The sequence below is a fragment of the Catellatospora vulcania genome (assembly GCF_009720385.1).
GTDB lineage: Bacteria > Actinomycetota > Actinomycetes > Mycobacteriales > Micromonosporaceae > Catellatospora > Catellatospora vulcania.
Window position 1 is genome coordinate 119,822 of record NZ_WARX01000026.1, and the last position, 16,579, is coordinate 136,400.

The window sequence follows — 16,579 nt, forward strand, 5'->3', positions numbered from 1 at the left end:
CATACTCATCGACATGGGTCCCCTCGCCCGCCGCGGCGCGGTCTTCGCCGGGTTCGCCGCGGCCACCGCGCTCGCCGCGTACGCCCTGCACCATGCCAATCTCGATGCCTGGACGTGGTTCAACCCCGACCCGCAGGGCTTCGACCAGGAGCTGTGGGCCTGGCTGACCGCGGGCGCGTTCGCGGCCACCGCCGGCACCCTGGTCGCGCAACTGGGCGCGCTCCTGTTCGGACGGTATGCCCAGCGTGACGGCGCGGGCCTGCCCACCGCGGTCGCCGCCGGGCTGGGCCTGGCCCTGACGCAGCTCGCGGTGGCGGTGCCGAGGGCCGTCGACCGGCTGAACGGCAAAGGCATGGCGATCGAGATGGCGCGCCACGGCCACCCGTTCGACCCTGCGCTGTGGCGGCAGCCGCTGGTGGTGACGGCCGTCCTGGCGGCCGTGGTGAGCTGCCTGGCCTGGTCGATCATCGGGTACGGCATCGGGCGGCGCGCCGGCAGCGTGGTCCACGCCGTGCTCGGGGTCCTCGCCGTGCTCCTCTACGTCCTGGTGCAGGGCGTGTTCACCGGCGCCGGGCCCTGGTGGGCGCCGGCCGTGCTCGCGCTCGCGCCCTGCCTGGCCGCGGTGCTGCTGTCCCGCAACTCCGCCACCACGCCCGCCGCGGCGGGCACCTGACCCCGGCGGGGCCGCTCAGCGCTCCAGCAGTCGGCGCAGCACCGGCCGGGCCGCCTCCACCGGATCCGCGTCCGGGGGCACGCTCAGCGCTCCGGCCAGCCACAGGCTGGCGAAGCCGTGGGCGATCGACCAGCCGGCCCGAGCCGTGTTCTCGCTGCCCACCGGGGAGGCCTCCGCCGCACGCGCACCCTGGGCCAGCAGCGCCCCGGCCCGCTCGCGGGCGTGCCGCACGGCCGTGTCGTCGGCCCGGTAGAGCTTCGGCTGGAACATCACGCCGAAATGGACCGGATGCGCGGTGGCGAAGCGCACGTACGCGAGCCCGGCCTCCAGGAAGTCCGGCCCCGCGTCCTTGAGCGTGTCGGCGAGCAGGTCGAAGCCCTCCGCGGCCAGCGCCGTCAGCAGCCCGGCCTTGTCACCGAAGTGATGTGCGGGGGCGGCGTGCGAGACCCCGGCCCGGCGGGCCAGTTCACGCAGGCTCCAGCCGTCGAGTCCGGACTCCCCGATGGCGTCGACCGCGGCGTCCAGCACCGTCCGCCGCAGATCTCCGTGGTGGTATCCGATCGTCCTCACGTCCTTCCGCGGTGACCGAGGTCTCCATCTTTCCATTGACAAGTTCTTCACGTCCAGACTACCGTCGGTCCAGAACTTGTCAATGACTAGACCAGGAGAGAACCACCATGACCCTCGCCGTACTGATCATCGGTCTGCTGGTCCTGCGCGGGCTCGGCGCGCTCGGCGTGCGCAGGTTCGCCACCTGGGCCGCGAGCGGCGCGCACGCGCTCGCCGCGATGCTCGTGATGACCGCGACCGCGCATTTCGTCCCGGCCGGCGTGACGGTCATGCCGACCCACGCGGACCTGGTGGCGATGGTGCCGCCGTTCGTGCCCGCCCCCGGCGCCATGGTGTACGCGACCGGCGTGCTGGAACTGCTCGGCGCGATCGGGCTCGTCGTCACCCGCACCCGCCGCGCCGCAGGCCTGTGCCTGGTGGCACTGTTCCTGCTGCTCCTGCCCGCCAACGTGTACGCCGCGGTCGCCGACGTGCCGTTCCACGGCGAGGCGGCCTCGCCGCTGTGGCAGCGCATCCCCGAGCAGGTGCTCTACATCGGCGTCGCGCTCGCCGCGGCACTGTCCGCCCCGGCGTCGCACCACGCCGTCCACACCCGACCCACCGAGGTGACCGCCGCCACGCTCCCGTGAGCGGGGCCGCGAACCGGCCCGCAACCCGTCAGCGGGCCGGTTCGGCCTCCAGCCGGTCCTGCTGCGAGCCGGCCGCGCTGAAGCCGAGCAGGGCGACGCCGCCGAGCACGCCGGTCCACGGCGACGCGGCCTCCGTGACGGTCAGCGCGAGAACGCCCCCGACGATCGCCAGGCCGATCATGACCCAGCCCAGGCGGGCGAAGACAGGCGCCCGGAACGCTCCGGCGAACGGCAGGAAGTGCGCTCCCACCACGAGCACCACCCACGGCACCGTCAGCACGGGCTGGTGCAGCACGTTGTTGATGACACCCGCGCCGACCGGGATGCCCAGCGCCATCGCCGTCACCGAGAAGCCGTAGACGCGGATCGCCTGCCGCGACGGCGGTTCCGCCGGACCCGGCACACCCACCGGCCGGATCACCGCGAACCACACCACCGCGACGAAGGCCAGCACCCCGACGACCCGCACCAGCGTGTCCACCGGCGCGGAAAGCTGCCCCGCGTTGACGAGAATGAAGACCAGGCCGCCGATGGAGCCGATCATCGCTCCGATACGTTCTCCGCGCATCGCCCCATCCAACCATGATCACTCAGGGTGAGCCGTGCCGGTACGAATCAGGCATACGCCGAAGGCGCTGCGCCCCAGCGCCTGTGTCCCCCACCACTAAGGCCACCTCGAACGGTGATCGCTGCGATAACGTCGGCAGCGCGAAGGGGAGTAGTTCCCGAACGTGGTGGTCGACATACTGGCCCGCTCCGGCGGTCCCGGCCACCCGACCTGGCCTCCGGCCAGGTGAGCGAGACCTTCGACTCAGGCAGTCCATGCCGGGTCGAGGTCGTCGCATGCGCCTTCAACCCGGTGAACACGTCCCGGGAGGACACAGTGGAAGGTTTCCTCGCCGCTCTGGCGATCAGTTTCGGCGTCATCTTCGTGGCCGAGCTGGGTGACAAGTCCCAGCTGATGGCGATGACGTTCGCCACCCGCTACCGCACCGGCATCGTGCTGGCCGGCATCACCATCGCCACCGCCGTGGTGCACCTGGTGTCGGTCGGGGTGGGGGTCGGGCTCGGCAGCGCGCTGCCCACCGGCTGGATCGCGCTCGCGGCGGGCCTGGCGTTCCTGGCGTTCGCCGCCTGGACGCTGCGCGGCGACAGCCTCACCGAGGAGGAGAAGACCAAGGCCCAGCGCGGCGGGAAGTCGGCGCTGTGGGCCGTCGGCGGCGCGTTCTTCCTCGCCGAACTCGGCGACAAGACGATGCTGGCGACCATCACCCTGGCCACCCAGCACGGCTGGTTCGGCACCTGGGTCGGCTCGACGGTGGGCATGGTCGCCGCCGACGCGCTGGCCATCCTGGTCGGCCGCTGGCTGGGCCGCAGCCTGCCCGAGCGGGCCGTGCGCTACGGCGCGGCCGCGCTGTTCGTTCTTTTCGGCGTATGGCTGCTGGTGGATGCCGTCGGCCAGCTCACCTGAGTCCGGCTCCCCTGCGGCCCCGCTGCGGCCGCAGGGGACCGCTCGCCGTCACGACGCCAGGGCCATGCTCCACAGCCAGATCGCCATCGCGGTGAGGCCGATGATCGCGAGCGTCTTGAACAGGAGCATGAACACTCCCTCGGAGAGGACTGCCACCTGCGGTTTCGAGGGCAGGTAACGCACCGTGTACTCCTGTCCGACGGTCGTCCGCGGATCGATGTGTCCGCTGACGGTGTGCCTACCGCGCGCCACGGTGTACCGGACGGTGCCGCGGCATCCGTAGTTGCCGAACCGGCTGATGCCGGTCACCTTGCCCACCACCGTCTGACCGGACAGGCGCAGCCGCCACTCCCTCAGCGTTGCAGGGCCTTCGATCGCGGCACTGACGGCCGGCAACGAGGTCAATACGGCAACGAAGAACCATCTCACCACCTCCGGCACCCGCGGTCCCTTCGTCGACGCTGCACGCACGGTAGCGGTCAGCGGCAAGGCGCGGTGTCCGCCGGCCGATCCTCGCGCCGACCCTCAGGCGCCGGCCAGGTCCTCGGTGGCGGCCCGGCCGGCTTCGATCGCGCGGTCGAGGAATCCGGCGATGACGTCCAGTTCCGCGTAGCTGTAGCCGGCGCAGATGTCTTCCACCGCATTGTTCATGCCTGCCAGCAGGCCGTGCACCTCGCCCGCGCGGTCGGGCAGGGCGCGCACGCTCACCCCGCGGCGGTCGGCCGGGTCGGGTTCGCGGGTCACCCAGCCGGCGTGTTCGAGCCGGTCGAGGATGCCGGTCATGGTTGCCGGGTGCACCCCGGCCCGCCGCGCGACAGCGCCGGGATTCAGCGGCCCGTGCCGGCTGATCAGTTCGAGACAGTCCAGGTCGACATCCTTGAGTTCCAGCCGTGCTCCCACCTGCCGGTTGAGCATGGCGAGCTGGTCGCGCAACTCGCGCAGGCCGTCTTTGATCTCGTGGGTGCGCTGCCGCCGCGCACGGGCGTCGCCAGGTGCCACGGAACTCATGCGCACGACCCCAAGGCCCGGATTAATACGATTCTCATATCGTACGGAATCCGGTTCGGTCCGTCCGGTGTTTGGAAGTGCTGACGGCGACGTGGAGCAGCCACGGCGACGTGCTACGCGAGATCCCGGACAAGCTTCACGGTGTATTCGGTGTCGTTGTGGTGGCCCTCGAAATCCGAGAACTCGCCGGCCGCGAAAGACCAGCCGCCTTCGGCGATGACCGCGCGGAGCATGTCCAGCGGAAGCTCCACCGCCGCCGCAGGCATCTCCCACTCCCCCACGACGACCTCCACGGCGCGCTGGGCCAGCTCGTCGAACGTCGCGAACTCGTCCGGCTCGTCGTCGTCGACCTCCTGCCACCGCCCCTCGGCCGCCCGGCGCAGCAGCTCGGCCTCCATGGCCTCCGCTCCGTTGATGTCTTCGTCCCACTCGTGCTCGAAGTACGAGAAACGGAGCAGTCGACGCTCGGCGGTCATCAGGATTCCTCCATGGACGTCTCGATCGCTGCCAGCACCACCGGGTCCTGGCAGCCGGCGGCGAAGCCTGCGATGCGGCGGCGGATGTCCCGGCCGAGCAACCACATCCCGACCCGGTCGGCAATCGGGCGGATCACCGCCGGCCGGGTGCGGAAGTGGTAGCGCCACGTGGCGACCGTGTGGCCGGGCTGCTCCGCCGGCGCGAAGCGCCAGCCGCCGGCCATCATCTCGAAGAACCACGGCCCGCGGACCATCTTCATGCCGACGTTGGTGGGCGGGGCGTAGGAGACGTACTCGCTGACCATGGACAGGCCGTGCCGCGACCGGGTGAACGTGCGCACCCCCTTGCCTGGCCGGGCAGCGCCGTCGAGCAGGTGCTGCTCGCGCACGAACGGGTCCCAGCGGTAGCGGGTCTCGCCGGTGGTCTGCGACACCGCGAACGCGACCGCGGGCGGGACGGGGACGATCGTCACGGCCTCCACGACGGGCATCGCGCCATCCTGCCATGCGGCGCCACACCTCGCCCGAAGGTCGCCGCCACCAGCATGGATCATGCCGGCACATCGCCCTGCCGCCGGGGCTCAGCCCAGTGTCGTACCCGCTCTGCATGATCTCGGCCATGGCCGACCGACCCTCCCAGCACTGGCGCGAAAACGTCGCCGCAGAAGCCGCCGAAGTGGCCCGAGGCGTTCTCGGGCCGGATGACGCGTTCGCAGCGCAGCTGTTCCCCGTGTCGTTGCTGGATGCGACCGACGCCGTCCTCAGCAGGTTCGAGGTCGAAGTCGGGCGGGTGACGGAGCCGACCGACGACGACGTCATGGACATGGTGCGGCGAGTCGTGCTCGATCTGAATCGCGTCAACGACGACCACGGCGGAGCCGGCTACGAAACCGGCGAGCGGGAGCAGCTGTGCGATTACATCGATGCCGTTCTGGGCGAGGCCGGCATCGACGTGCCCGCATTGGCTGAGCGACGCGGCATCAACCGCTGGGAGCTGACTGACGACTGGCGCGAGTGGTGACCTGTGGCTTGATTCGCGGCCCGGCAGGCGGCACGGTCGTGCGCTGACGCCAGGCGCCCGTGGGACCAGCCGTCACTCGTTCCCCAGGGCCTCGTAGCCGGCCAGCAGCATGTCGACCGCCTGGGCGAACCGGGTGTCGAAGTCGAGCCCCGCGCGAGTGCGGATGACTTCGGTGAAGTTGGGGAACTCGTGCGGATCGAGGTCGGCGGCGTGCTGGTCGAGATCGGCTCGGACCCCTCGTGCCCCGGCGTCCGGCCGACTTCGGCCAGGGTGTGGCCGGTGTGAGCGGTCGCCCCGTCAGGCGCTCCGTGTCTCGTAGGCAGCCCGGCTGGCCTCGATGTGCGGAACGTGTTCGATGGCCCAGCCGGCCAGCGCCAGCGCGGGCGGAATCAGGCTCTTGCCGGTGACTGTCAGCGCATACTCCACCCGCGGCGGCACCTCCGCGAACACCGACCTGGCCACCAGCCCGTCGCGCTCCAGGTTGCGCAGGGTCAGCGTCAGCATGCGCTGGGAGATGCCCGGTATCTGCTGGTGCAGCTCAGTGAAGCGGAGCGTGCCCCGATCGAGGGTCGCCACGATGAGCAGCGTCCACTTGTTACAGATCTGGTCCAGGATCGCCCGGATCCTCTGACCGCCGTCTCCACGGATCATGCACGTGTGCTCGTAGTCCATGACAACCCCCTGTGCCTCACGCACACACGTGTGCCTTTTGTAAGCCGTTCCACGGTGACGCATCATGTAGCAACTTCCGGATGGTAACCATCCTGGTCACCGTCATGTTCTCGCCCCGAGGGAGCACCATGGAACTCGCCTACTGGATCGTCGCGGGACTGCTCGCGGTGTTCTACCTGTACGCCGGAGGCATGAAGGTCGCCCGGAGTCAGGAACAGCTCCAGCCCATGATGGGCTGGGTCGACCGCGTCCCGATGCCGCTGGTCCGGACCATCGGCGTGCTGGAGATCCTCGGCGCGGCCGGGTTGATCCTGCCGCCGCTGACCGGGATCGCGACCTGGCTCGCCGCCGCCGCCGCGATCGGCCTCTTCCTGATCCAGGTCGGCGGCATCGCGGTCCACCTGTCCCGTGGCGAGGCCCGCCTGATCGGGCTCAACATCGCACTGCTCGTGACTGCCGCCGCGACGATCTGGCTTGGCACGATCTGGCTTTGAGGCGTCCCGACCGCCGCCCGACGGCCACGACCAGCCGAAACAGGCCCTCGACGGTCACCGCCAGGTGATCCGGCCGAGGACGTCAGCCTGCGCTCGCACAGACCGAGGAGCTGCGCGACGCCCTCGCCGCCGTATGACGCCGTCGACCTGGCAGAACGTGTCCGGCTCATCACGTGACGCCGGGACCCGGCTCCCGCGTGAGGCAGACCAGGAGTCGCGCCGCCGCACCACAACCCGCCCCGGCCGGTTCAGTACGCGGTCTCGCCGGTCAGGCCGAAGAAGTCGTGCCACTTCGCGCCGCCGAGGAAGCCGGTGCCGGTGGACAGCCCGACGTACACGTCGTTGAGCGGGTCGCCGGTGAAGACCACGATGTCGTCCTTGCGGTCGCCGTTGACGTCGGCCAGGTAGGGGAACTCTCCCGCGGTGCAGAAGAAGTCGTTCCACTTGACCGTGGTGCCGACGAACGCCGAGCCGTTCGAGACGGCCGCGTACACGTCGGCGTCGGCGTTGCAGGTGAACGTGACGATGTCGGCCTTGCCATCGCCGTTGACGTCACCGACCCGGGGTGACTCGCCGCTGACGGCGAACAGGTCGTGCCACTTGGCGGCCGGGCCGAACCCGGTGCCGGTGGACAGGCTCACGATCACGTCGGCGGCCGTGGCGGGCCCCTGCGTGAACGTGATCAGATCGTCCCTGCCGTCGCCGTTGACGTCGCCGAGCGCCGGGAACTCCCCGGCCGGGGCGAAGAACTCGTGCCACTTGACCGTGGTGCCGCTGAACGACGTCCCGGTGGACAGGGCCACGTACACGTCGGCGGCGGCGTCGTGGGTGAAGGTGACGATGTCGTCCCTGCCGTCGCCGTTCACGTCGCCGACCGCCGGGATCTCGTTGCCGAGGGCGAACCAGTCGTGCCATTTCACGCCTGGTCCGAAGCCGGCGCCGGTGGAGCGGGCCACGTACACGTCGCCGTTGCCGTGTACGAACGTGATCGCGTCGGCGCGGCCGTCGCCGTCGACGTCACCGGTCAGCGGGGTCTCCCCCGCCGGGGCGAAGAAGTCGTGCCACTTGGCGCCGCCGGCGAAGCCGTTTCCGGTGCTGGCGGCGACGTGCACGTCGGCGAGGGTGTTCTGGGTGAACGTCACGATGTCGTCGCGGCCGTCGCCGGTGACGTCGGTCGGCGACCCGGCGAACATGCCGCCGCCGGTGAGCCGGACCCGCATCAGGTACACGTTGTACGGATCCCACTGCGACATGGTGAAGTACAGCCACGGGCTGTTCGACGCGGCCGACCAGGGGTGCAGGAACGCCCCGTAGAGCCCGGGGTAGGCCGCGCCGGTGGCGATGACCTCCTCCGGTCCCCACGGTCCGGTGATCGACGGCGCGGTGCGCAGCACGATCGCGGCCCGCGACTCGTTGAGGTATGCCATGACGTACCGGCCGAGGTACCGGCTGTACTGCACGGACACCTCGCTGACCGGCCCCGGCGCGATCACCGCCGACACCCACTGGTCGGTGACCCAGGTCGCCCCGTTCCAGTAGCGCCACGCAGCGATGTCGAGGACCTGCCCCTCGGGCACCCGGGACAGGTAGGCCGACCCGAAGCGCCCGTTGGGCGTGCCGATCATGTACACGAAGCCCTGCTCGCGGACGAAGGCCCCCATCTGGAACCGGTTGTCCCAGGCCGGGGTGTTGTTCCAGCGCGCGGTGGGATGCTTGACCCAGGTCTGGCCGTTGATGTCGGAGTACGCGATGCCGGAGTAGTTGGTGTACCACCGGCCCGGCTCGCCCCAGTTGCGCACGGACATGTAATGCATGAACTGGCGGTTGCCCACCGAGATGCCCGCGGTCGGGATGACCGTCATCTCGTCGAAGTTGATCTGCTTGCAGGGCAGCAGCGTGCCGGCGTGACCGGCCCGGTCCAGTACCGCGTTGTCGAAGGTCATGCCGTCGGCCAGCTCGCGGTCGGTGCTGCGGACCAGGGTGTTGCAGCGCCAGTCGATGGTCGCGCCGTTGCCGACGCCGCCACCGGGCCCGGTCCACCCGTTGCCGAACGTGTCCCCGAACGCGGTCAGGATCTGCCCGGACCCGTTGTCCCACATGATGCCCAGGTCGGTGGCCTTGAGCTGCCACCTGGTGTCGGTGGCGTTCATCGACGCGGGCCCGGTGAGCTTGGCGATGCGCTGCGCCGGGGACGCGGCCACCGCCGCGGGAGCCGCCGCTGGTGCGGCGGGTGCGGCCGGGGCCGACCCCGCTGCCGGGGCGGCGACGCCGACCGGCAGCAGGATCGCCGCGGCGATCAGGAGGGGCAGACGCCTCACAGCGTCGTCTCTCCGTTGAGGCCGAAGAAGTCGTGCCACTTCGCGCCGCCCAGGAATCCGGTGCCGGTGGACAGGCCCACGTACACGTCGTTGAGCGAGCCCTTGGTGAACACGATGATGTCGTCCTTGCCGTCGCCGTTGAAGTCGCCGAGGAACGGGAACTCCCCCGCGGTGCAGAAGAAGTCGTTCCACTTCACCGTCGTGCCGACGAACACCGAGCCGTTGGACACCGCGGCGTACACGTCGGCGTCGGCGTTGCAGGTGAACGTGACGATGTCGTCCTTGCCGTCGCCGTTGACGTCGCCGACCCGGGGCAGTTCGGCGCCGACCGCGAACAGGTCGTGCCACTTCAGCCCGGGGCCGAACGAGCTGCCGTTGGACAGCCCCACGATCACGTCGGCGGCGGCGGCCGCACCCTGCGTGAACGTGATCAGGTCGTCCTTGCCGTCACCGTTGACGTCGCCGACCGCCGGGTACTCGTTGGCCGGGGAGAAGAACTCGTGCCACTTGATCCCCGCGCCGAACGACGAGCCGTTGGACAGCGCCACGAACACGTCGCCGGCGGCGTCGTGGGTGAAGGTGATGATGTCGTCCTTGCCGTCGCCGTTGACGTCGCCGACGGCCGGGACCTCAGCGCCGGGGGCGAACCAGTCGTGCCACTTCGCGCCGCCCAGGAAGCCGGTGCCGGTGGACAGGGCCACGTAGACGTCGCCCGCCGCGGTGCCCGTGGTGCCGTGCGTGAACGCGACGATGTCGTCCTTGCCGTCGCCGTTGAAGTCGCCGGTCAGCGGGGTCTCGCCGGTCAGCGCGAAGAAGTCGTTCCACTTCACCGAGGTGCCCGCGAAGCCGCTGCCGGTCGACGGCGACACGTACACGTCGGCCAGCGAGCCGTGCGTGAACGTGACGATGTCGTCCTTGCCGTCGCCGCTGAAGTCGGTCGGCGAGCCCGCAAAGTACTTGCCGCCGGTGCCGCCGCCGGAGTTGACCAGCGACATGTAGTAGTTCCAGTTCCAGTGCGGGCCCGGGTCGGTGTGGTCGTTGCCCGGCATCTCGTTGTGGCCCTTGATGTGGGCGCGGTCGCGCGGGATGCCGAACTTGCCGGTCAGGTGCCGGGTCAGCGCCGCCGAGGAGCGGTACATCGCGTCGGTGAACCAGGCCGGGTTGTCGACGAAGCCCTCGTGCTCGATGCCCAGCGCGTACGGGTTGGCCGAGCGGGCGTGGTAGGCGGTGTCGCCGTCGCGCACCATCTGGGTGACCTCGCCGTTGCTGGACTTCACCACGTAGTGGGCGCTGACGCCCGCGGACGGGTTCTGGAACCAGCTCACCGTGCCCGCGTACGAGCCCTGGGTGACGTGGATGACCACGGTGGTGATCGCCGACGAGCGGCCCGCGCCGTAATTGCCCCCTGCGGCGGAGATCCACCGGGCGGGCGGGTACTCGGGCAGCGCGGCCGCCGCGGCGAGCGGGGCAGCGCCGGTCGAGGCAGACGCGCCTGCTCCGGCGGGAGCGACCGTGGCGTAGCGGCCGAGCTGCGGCTTGACCGCCGCGCCCTTGACGGCGATCACCTCGCCGTTCTCGGCGCGGCCGGACAGGCCCGTGCCGAGCAGGTCGTACACGTGGTCGGCGTAGAGGCGCGCGGTCGCGTCCTCGGTCGCGGCGGAGTAGCGGGCGACGACCGGATACCATGCCGCGAGCCGGTTGCGGTCGGCGGCGCGCAGGCCCAGGTCGTCGGCGTACGCGCGCAGCACCGCCGCAGCGCCGTGGATGTTGGCGGCGGTGTCGGCCTTCAGCCGCGCCACGGCCTGCCCGGTGAGCTTGGCGGCCAGGGGAAGGCTGCTGTTGCCGGGGTTGTCGGCCAGGTGCATGACGCCGTAGCCGTTGGCGGCGCTGGGCGCGCCGTCGTGGCCGTCGAGGCGGCTCTCGCCGTATCCGATGGCGACGAGCAGGTCACGGGGCACGCCGGAGGTGGCGGCGGCGTGGTCGAAGGCAGCGGCGATCGGCGGCTGCGGCGCGGGGGCCGCGACGGCGGGGGTGCCCGCGGCGAGCAGCGCGGCGGCGAGCGTCACGCCGAGCAGGGCCGCCCGGTGGGGCGTACGGGATGGCATGGTGGTCCTCTCGGGGGTGGTCATCAGAGGGTGGTCTCGCCGGTCAGGCCGAAGAAGTCGTGCCACTTCGCGCCGCCCAGGAAGCCGGTGCCGGTGGACAGGCCGACGTACACGTCGTTGGTGGCGGCCTTGGTGAAGACGATGATGTCGTCCTTGCCGTCGCCGTTGACGTCGCCGAGGATCGGGAACTCGCCTGCGGTGCAGAAGAAGTCGTTCCACTTGACGGTGGTGCCGGTGAACGCCGAACCGTTGGACACGGCGGCGTAGACGTCGGCGTCGGCGTTGCAGGTGAACGTCACGATGTCGTCCTTGCCGTCGCCGTTGACGTCGCCGACCCGGGGCAGTTCCGCGCCGACCGCGAACAGGTCGTGCCACTTCAGCCCGGGGCCGAAGGAGCTGCCGTTGGACAGTCCGACGATCACGTCGGCGGCGGTCGCCGGGCCCTGGGTGAAGGTGATGATGTCGTCCCTGCCGTCGCCGTTGACGTCGCCGACGGCCGGGTACTCCCCGGCCGGGGCGAAGAACTCGTGCCACTTGACCCCGGCGCCGAACGAGGAGCCGTTGGACAGGGCCACGAACACGTCACCGGCGGGGTTGTGGGTGAACGTGATGATGTCGTCCCTGCCGTCGCCGTTGACGTCGCCGACCGCCGGGACCTCAGCGCCGGGGGCGAACCAGTCGTGCCACTTCGCGCCGCCCAGGAAGCCGGTGCCGGTGGACAGCGCCACGTACACGTCGCCCGCCGCGGTGCCGGTCGAGCCGTGGGTGAACGCGACGATGTCGTCCCTGCCGTCGCCGTTGAAGTCACCGGCCAGCGCGGTCTCGCCGCCGAGGGCGAAGAAGTCGTTCCACTTCACCGAGGTGCCGGCGAAGGCGCTGCCGGTGGAGGGCGCGACGTACACGTCGGCGAGGGCGTTCTGGGTGAACGTCGCGATGTCGTCGCGGCCGTCGCCGTTGACGTCGGTGGACGCGGCGGCGGCTGTCTCGGCGACCCGCCGGGCTTCGGCCATCAGGCTGCGGGCCTTGGCCTCGACCTGGTCGTAGCGGTCGGGGAAGCCGGAGCGCTGCACGCACTGGGCGACCTGCCCGGCGCGGTAGCCGGGGTTGTCGCGGGCGCAGACGACCGCGCGGGTGAAGTACTGGGTCGAGGCGTAGACCACGTCCATGATCTGTTCCGGGGTGCCCCAGCCGTAGTCCCAGCGCTGCTGGAACACGCCCAGCGACGACTTGTCGCCGCAGGGCAGGTTGTTCATGTGGGACTCGACCCAGCCGGCTTCGAAGCCGGACAGCATGACCTTGTCGCTGACGTTCAGGCTGCGGGCGACCCGGTGCACGATGACGATCACCGCGGGGTCGTGGCCGGCCGGTATCGAGGTGCAGGCGGCGTATGCCGCCGCGGGCTGGACCGCGACGACCGCGGCTGCGGCGGCCAGGCCGGACAGGACGAGGCCGGTGAGGGTACGGCGGATCATGGGCATTCCTCCGGGGGTGGTGAGGTCGCCTGTTCAGAAGGGGGACGCCACGGCTTCGGGGCGGCGTGAAATCGATTCCAGCGAAACTTACCGCCGTCCCATATAGGCGTCAAGAAATGAATCTACATAAACGAGATTCGATCAATAGGTTTCCCGCACATGCCCCGGAGACGGCGAACGGCGGCCCCCGAAGGGAACCGCCGATCAGGTCCTACGGACCTCAGACGACCACGGTGAACCCGGCCCGTTGCAGGTCCTCGACCCGTGACGACGGGCCCACCCGCAGCTCGAACTCGCCCGGCTCGACCACCCGCGCGCCCCGCGCGTCCACGATGGAGCAGGCCGACACCGGCACCTCCAGCTCGACCAGGCAGGTCTCCCCCGGCGCCACCGTCACCTGCCGGTAGGCCTTCAGCTCCTGCTCCGCCCAGGTCACCGAGGTCACCGTGTCGCTGACGTACACCTGCACGGTCTCGACCGCCGGCCGCGCGCCGGTGTTGCGCAACTGCACCTGCGCCCGCACCGTGTCACTCGTGCCCACGGTCGGCGTCAGCACCCGCAGGCCCGAGTACTCCACCGTGGTGTAGCTCAGGCCCTGCCCGAACGCGAACGCCGGGGCCTGCGTCAGGTCGGCGTAGCGGTGCCCGTGCTGGCCGCGCACCTGGTTGTAGTACGTCGGCTGCTGCCCGGCGTGCCGGGCGAAGGAGATCGGCAGCCGGCCGGTCGGCTCGATCAGCCCCAGCAGCAGCTCGGCGACCGCACGACCGCCGCGCATGCCGGGGTTGGCGGCGTACACGATGGCGGCCGCGTTCAGCGCCGACGGCGGCAGCACCAGCGGCTTGGAGCTCAGCAGCACCACGATCAGCGGCTTGCCCGTCGCGGCCAGCGCGTCGAGCAGTGCCACCTGACCGCCCACGAGTTCGAGCGTGGCGGTCGAGCGGTACTCGCCGACCAGCTCGATCCGGTCGCCGACCACGGCGACCACGTAGTCGGCCCGGCTCGCGTCGGCCACCGCCGCCGCGATCAGCGCCTCGTCGACCGCGGCGGGCAGAGCGACGTCGGGGCGCGGCTGCCCGTCGGGGAAGAACTCACCTTCGGGGTCCGGCCCGGTGACGACGATGTCCGCGCCGCGGGCGTGGGTGACCGTCCAGCCGTCCGGGGCGATCTCCCGCAAGCCGTCGAGCACGGTCGTGATCATCTCGCGGGGGTGGCCGTCGGGCAGCCACTCGGCCTGGCCGGACGCGCCGGCCCAGTCGCCGAGCTGGGTGTGCGGGTCGTCGGCGTTGGGGCCGACGATCGCGATGGTGCGCGCCGGTCCGTCCGTGGCGGCGCGACCGTCCGGCCCGGCCGTCAGGCCCCCGGCCAGCGGCAGCGTGCCGTCGTTGCGCAGCAGCACCAGCGAGCGCCGGGCGACCTCCAGGTTCACCTCGGCGTGCGCGGCGATGCCGATGACCTCGGCCTGACGGGCGGCGTCGGGGTGGCGCGGGTTCTCGAACAGGCCCAGCTCGAACTTCAGGGTGAGGATGCGGGTGACCGCCGCGTCCAGGTCCGACTCCTCCAGCAGGCCCTTGGCGACGGCGTCCTGGGCTCCGTCGAAGAAGTCGGGCGTGGTCATCACCATGTCGTTGCCCGCCTTCACCGCGGCCGCGGAGGCGGCCGTGAAGTCGGGGAAGATGTGCTGCTCCCAGACCATGCGCCCGACGTTGTCCCAGTCGGTGACCAGGGTGCCCCGGTAGTCCCACTCGCCGCGCAGCACCTCGTTGAGCAGCCAGTCGTTCACGGTGACGGGGACGCCGTCCATCGACTGGTAGCCGAGCATGAAGGTGCGGCAGCCCTCGCGGGCCACCCGCTCGAACGGCGGCAGGAACCACGAGCGCAGCTTGCGCCGCGAGATGTCGGCCTCGCTGGCGTCGCGGCCGCCCTGCGTCTCGGAGTAGCCCGCGAAGTGCTTCGCGCAGGCCAGGATCGCCGTCGGGTCGTCCAGTCCGCCGCCCTGGTAGCCGCGCACCATCGCCGAGGCGAACTCGCCGATGAGGAACGGGTCCTCGCCGAACGTCTCGCTGACCCGGCCCCAGCGCAGGTCCCGGGCGATACACAGCACCGGCGAGAAGGTCCAGTGCACGCCGGTGGCGGCGACCTCGACGGCGGTGATCCGGGCGACCTGCTCGATGAGCGCGGCGTCCCAGGTCGCCGCCATGCCCAGCTGGGTCGGGAAGATCGTCGCGCCGGTCCAGAACGAGTGGCCGTGGATGCAGTCCTCGGCGACCAGCAGCGGGATGCCCAACCGGGTGCGCCCGGCCAGGTCCGCCGCCTCGCGGACCCGCTCGGGCGAGCCGTGCAGGATCGAGCCGACGTGGAACTCCTCGACCAGGTGGCGTACGCCGTCGCGGGCGGTGAGCTGGAGCATCTGCCCGACCTTCTCCGGCAGGGTCATCCGCCCGACGAGGTCGGCGACGCGCTGCTCGGTCGGCAGCGTGGGGTCGAGGTACGGCAGGGACGACACGGGGTTCCTTTCACGGACACCGGCGGTGTCCTGGCTGGCGAGGTGCAGGAAGTCCAACGAACCGGAGGCCGCTACGTGCGGCCGGCGAGCGCGGCCACCGGATGCGGTGAACGGGCGGGTGGGAGTCCGAGCGCGGCGTCGGGCCCCGTGCTGCTGCGCACGACCGCGTCGACGGGGAAGAACCGCCGCCAGTGCGGCGCCGCGGCGCCCTCCAGCAGCGCCCTGGTCGCCGCGGCGGCCATCTGCTCGACCGGCAGGCGCATCGTCGTCAGCGGCGGGCTCACGCAGGCGGCCACGGCGCTGTCGTCGAAGCCGACGACGGCGATGTCGTCGGGGACGCGCCGGCCCGCGTCCGTGATCGCCTGGATCGCTCCGGCGGCCATCATGTCGCAGGCCGCGAAGATCCCGTCGAGGTCCGGGTGCTCGGCCAGCAGCCGGGTGGCGGCCGCGTAGCCGCCCTCGCGCCGGAACCCGCCGTCGACGGCGATGTCGGGCAGTCCCAGCTCACGGATCGCTTCGAGGTGTCCGGCGCGGCGGCCGGCCGCGCAGGTGTTGCAGTCGGGGCCGTGGATCGCGGCGATCCGCCGGCGGCCGATCCGGTGCAGCAGGCTGATCGCTTCGTACGCGGCCCGGCTGTTCTCGGGCTCGACCGCCGGCACCTGGGGCGCGGTCGCGCCCAGTGACACCACCCGCCGGCACCGCGCGTGGAAGCGGGCGGCCAGCGCGGGCGACACGTTGACCAGCACAGCCCCGGCCGTGACCGACTGCGCGACGCGGTCGACCAGCTCCGCCGCCTCGTCCGCGCCGGCCACGTTGACGCGCAGCTGGGTGTCCGTGCCGGCCAGCGCCGACAGCACGCCCGCGATGACCCGGCTGTAGTAGGGCTGCGCACCGAACAGGCTGATGTCGCCGTGACACGCGATGACGACCAGGTCGAGGGCGTCACGGCGGCCCGAGGCGAGGGCGCGCGCGGCCGCGTTCGGCCGGTAGCCGAGATCGGCGACGACCCGGTCGACCCGCGTACGCAGGTCGGCCGAGACGCCCGGCGCGTTGTTGAGCACGCGGGACGCGGTCGCCCGCGACACCCCGGCCTTGTGGGCGACGTCCTCGATGGTCAGCTTCCGGTACGGCATGGGCACTCGCAATCTCGGTGCGGGCCGCGCCCCG

General features: G+C 71.3%; 17 protein-coding genes. 5 read left to right on the forward strand and 12 right to left on the reverse strand.

What is annotated here, in order from left to right:
• Positions 1-13: 13 nt before the first annotated feature.
• Positions 14-673: a hypothetical protein gene (locus F6W97_RS36075; RefSeq protein WP_155375061.1), complete on the forward strand. Its 660-nt coding sequence runs from the start codon at positions 14-16 to the stop codon at positions 671-673.
• Positions 674-688: 15 nt separating this feature from the next.
• On the opposite strand, the gene F6W97_RS36080 is transcribed toward F6W97_RS36075, so the two are convergent.
• On the reverse strand, positions 689-1,243 hold the full coding sequence (locus F6W97_RS36080) for a TetR/AcrR family transcriptional regulator (protein ID WP_230687257.1): 555 nt from the start codon (positions 1,241-1,243) through the stop codon (positions 689-691).
• A 107-nt stretch (positions 1,244-1,350) separates the two neighbouring features.
• Between F6W97_RS36080 and F6W97_RS36085 the strand changes: the two genes are divergently transcribed.
• Positions 1,351-1,872: a DoxX family protein gene (locus F6W97_RS36085; protein ID WP_230687258.1), complete on the forward strand. Its 522-nt coding sequence runs from the start codon at positions 1,351-1,353 to the stop codon at positions 1,870-1,872.
• A gap of 28 nt (positions 1,873-1,900) precedes the next feature.
• Here the strand turns inward: F6W97_RS36085 and F6W97_RS36090 are convergent, their stop codons facing one another.
• Positions 1,901-2,440 (reverse strand): V-type ATP synthase subunit I domain-containing protein, encoded by a 540-nt coding sequence (locus F6W97_RS36090; protein WP_155375063.1) that lies wholly within the window; start codon positions 2,438-2,440, stop codon positions 1,901-1,903.
• 315 nt (positions 2,441-2,755) lie between these two features.
• Between F6W97_RS36090 and F6W97_RS36095 the strand changes: the two genes are divergently transcribed.
• Positions 2,756-3,343: a TMEM165/GDT1 family protein gene (locus F6W97_RS36095; RefSeq protein ID WP_155375119.1), complete on the forward strand. Its 588-nt coding sequence runs from the start codon at positions 2,756-2,758 to the stop codon at positions 3,341-3,343.
• A 48-nt stretch (positions 3,344-3,391) separates the two neighbouring features.
• Here F6W97_RS36095 and F6W97_RS36100 read toward each other — a convergent pair whose 3' ends face one another.
• From F6W97_RS36100 to F6W97_RS36115, 4 genes are all read right to left on the reverse strand, one after another.
• Positions 3,392-3,784 (reverse strand): DUF3592 domain-containing protein, encoded by a 393-nt coding sequence (locus F6W97_RS36100; protein WP_155375064.1) that lies wholly within the window; start codon positions 3,782-3,784, stop codon positions 3,392-3,394.
• An 84-nt stretch (positions 3,785-3,868) separates the two neighbouring features.
• Entirely contained in the window at positions 3,869-4,351 is a 483-nt protein-coding gene (locus F6W97_RS36105) for a MarR family transcriptional regulator (protein WP_155375065.1), read from the reverse strand.
• 113 nt (positions 4,352-4,464) lie between these two features.
• Positions 4,465-4,827, reverse strand: a complete 363-nt coding sequence (locus F6W97_RS36110; RefSeq protein ID WP_155375066.1) for a hypothetical protein — start codon at positions 4,825-4,827, stop codon at positions 4,465-4,467.
• Positions 4,827-5,318, reverse strand: a complete 492-nt coding sequence (locus tag F6W97_RS36115) for an SRPBCC family protein (protein ID WP_155375067.1) — start codon at positions 5,316-5,318, stop codon at positions 4,827-4,829. Before F6W97_RS36115 ends, F6W97_RS36110 begins: the two co-directional genes overlap by 1 nt.
• Before the next feature lie 128 nt (positions 5,319-5,446).
• Between F6W97_RS36115 and F6W97_RS36120 the strand changes: the two genes are divergently transcribed.
• Entirely contained in the window at positions 5,447-5,848 is a 402-nt protein-coding gene (locus tag F6W97_RS36120; protein ID WP_155375068.1) for a hypothetical protein, read from the forward strand.
• Between the two features lie 297 nt (positions 5,849-6,145).
• Here F6W97_RS36120 and F6W97_RS36125 read toward each other — a convergent pair whose 3' ends face one another.
• Positions 6,146-6,520, reverse strand: a complete 375-nt coding sequence (locus F6W97_RS36125; RefSeq protein WP_230687259.1) for a winged helix-turn-helix transcriptional regulator — start codon at positions 6,518-6,520, stop codon at positions 6,146-6,148.
• Between the two features lie 80 nt (positions 6,521-6,600).
• Between F6W97_RS36125 and F6W97_RS36130 the strand changes: the two genes are divergently transcribed.
• The gene (locus F6W97_RS36130) at positions 6,601-7,014 is read left to right on the forward strand and encodes a DoxX family protein (protein ID WP_230687260.1); all 414 of its coding nucleotides are present in this window, start codon (positions 6,601-6,603) and stop codon (positions 7,012-7,014) included.
• 248 nt (positions 7,015-7,262) lie between these two features.
• On the opposite strand, the gene F6W97_RS36135 is transcribed toward F6W97_RS36130, so the two are convergent.
• The 5 genes from F6W97_RS36135 to F6W97_RS36155 form a co-directional block, all read right to left on the reverse strand.
• Positions 7,263-9,332, reverse strand: coding sequence for a DUF4185 domain-containing protein (locus tag F6W97_RS36135; RefSeq protein ID WP_230687261.1), 2,070 nt, complete (start codon positions 9,330-9,332; stop codon positions 7,263-7,265).
• The gene (locus F6W97_RS36140; RefSeq protein WP_155375069.1) at positions 9,329-11,437 is read right to left on the reverse strand and encodes an N-acetylmuramoyl-L-alanine amidase; all 2,109 of its coding nucleotides are present in this window, start codon (positions 11,435-11,437) and stop codon (positions 9,329-9,331) included. The genes F6W97_RS36135 and F6W97_RS36140 overlap by 4 nt, the downstream gene beginning before the upstream one ends.
• 23 nt (positions 11,438-11,460) lie before the next feature.
• The gene (locus F6W97_RS36145; RefSeq protein WP_196279476.1) at positions 11,461-12,909 is read right to left on the reverse strand and encodes an FG-GAP repeat domain-containing protein; all 1,449 of its coding nucleotides are present in this window, start codon (positions 12,907-12,909) and stop codon (positions 11,461-11,463) included.
• 220 nt (positions 12,910-13,129) lie between these two features.
• On the reverse strand, positions 13,130-15,412 hold the full coding sequence (locus F6W97_RS36150; RefSeq protein ID WP_155375071.1) for an exo-beta-d-1,3/1,6-glucosidase: 2,283 nt from the start codon (positions 15,410-15,412) through the stop codon (positions 13,130-13,132).
• Between the two features lie 71 nt (positions 15,413-15,483).
• Positions 15,484-16,545, reverse strand: coding sequence for a LacI family DNA-binding transcriptional regulator (locus F6W97_RS36155; RefSeq protein WP_155375072.1), 1,062 nt, complete (start codon positions 16,543-16,545; stop codon positions 15,484-15,486).
• Positions 16,546-16,579 lie beyond the last annotated feature (34 nt).

Bases quoted from the DNA above. Each gene is read 5' to 3' on its own strand.
- F6W97_RS36130 (WP_230687260.1), top strand. From the start codon at position 6,601: ATGGTAACCATCCTGGTCACCGTCATGTTCTCGCCCCGAGGGAGCACC.
- F6W97_RS36075 (WP_155375061.1), top strand. From the start codon at position 14: ATGGGTCCCCTCGCCCGCCGCGGCGCGGTCTTCGCCGGGTTCGCCGCG.
- F6W97_RS36155 (WP_155375072.1), bottom strand. From the start codon at position 16,545: ATGCCGTACCGGAAGCTGACCATCGAGGACGTCGCCCACAAGGCCGGG.
- F6W97_RS36140 (WP_155375069.1), bottom strand. From the start codon at position 11,437: ATGCCATCCCGTACGCCCCACCGGGCGGCCCTGCTCGGCGTGACGCTC.
- F6W97_RS36090 (WP_155375063.1), bottom strand. From the start codon at position 2,440: ATGCGCGGAGAACGTATCGGAGCGATGATCGGCTCCATCGGCGGCCTG.
- F6W97_RS36120 (WP_155375068.1), top strand. From the start codon at position 5,447: ATGGCCGACCGACCCTCCCAGCACTGGCGCGAAAACGTCGCCGCAGAA.
- F6W97_RS36085 (WP_230687258.1), top strand. From the start codon at position 1,351: ATGACCCTCGCCGTACTGATCATCGGTCTGCTGGTCCTGCGCGGGCTC.
- F6W97_RS36105 (WP_155375065.1), bottom strand. From the start codon at position 4,351: ATGAGTTCCGTGGCACCTGGCGACGCCCGTGCGCGGCGGCAGCGCACC.
- F6W97_RS36110 (WP_155375066.1), bottom strand. From the start codon at position 4,827: ATGACCGCCGAGCGTCGACTGCTCCGTTTCTCGTACTTCGAGCACGAG.
- F6W97_RS36145 (WP_196279476.1), bottom strand. From the start codon at position 12,909: ATGATCCGCCGTACCCTCACCGGCCTCGTCCTGTCCGGCCTGGCCGCC.
- F6W97_RS36125 (WP_230687259.1), bottom strand. From the start codon at position 6,520: ATGGACTACGAGCACACGTGCATGATCCGTGGAGACGGCGGTCAGAGG.
- F6W97_RS36115 (WP_155375067.1), bottom strand. From the start codon at position 5,318: ATGCCCGTCGTGGAGGCCGTGACGATCGTCCCCGTCCCGCCCGCGGTC.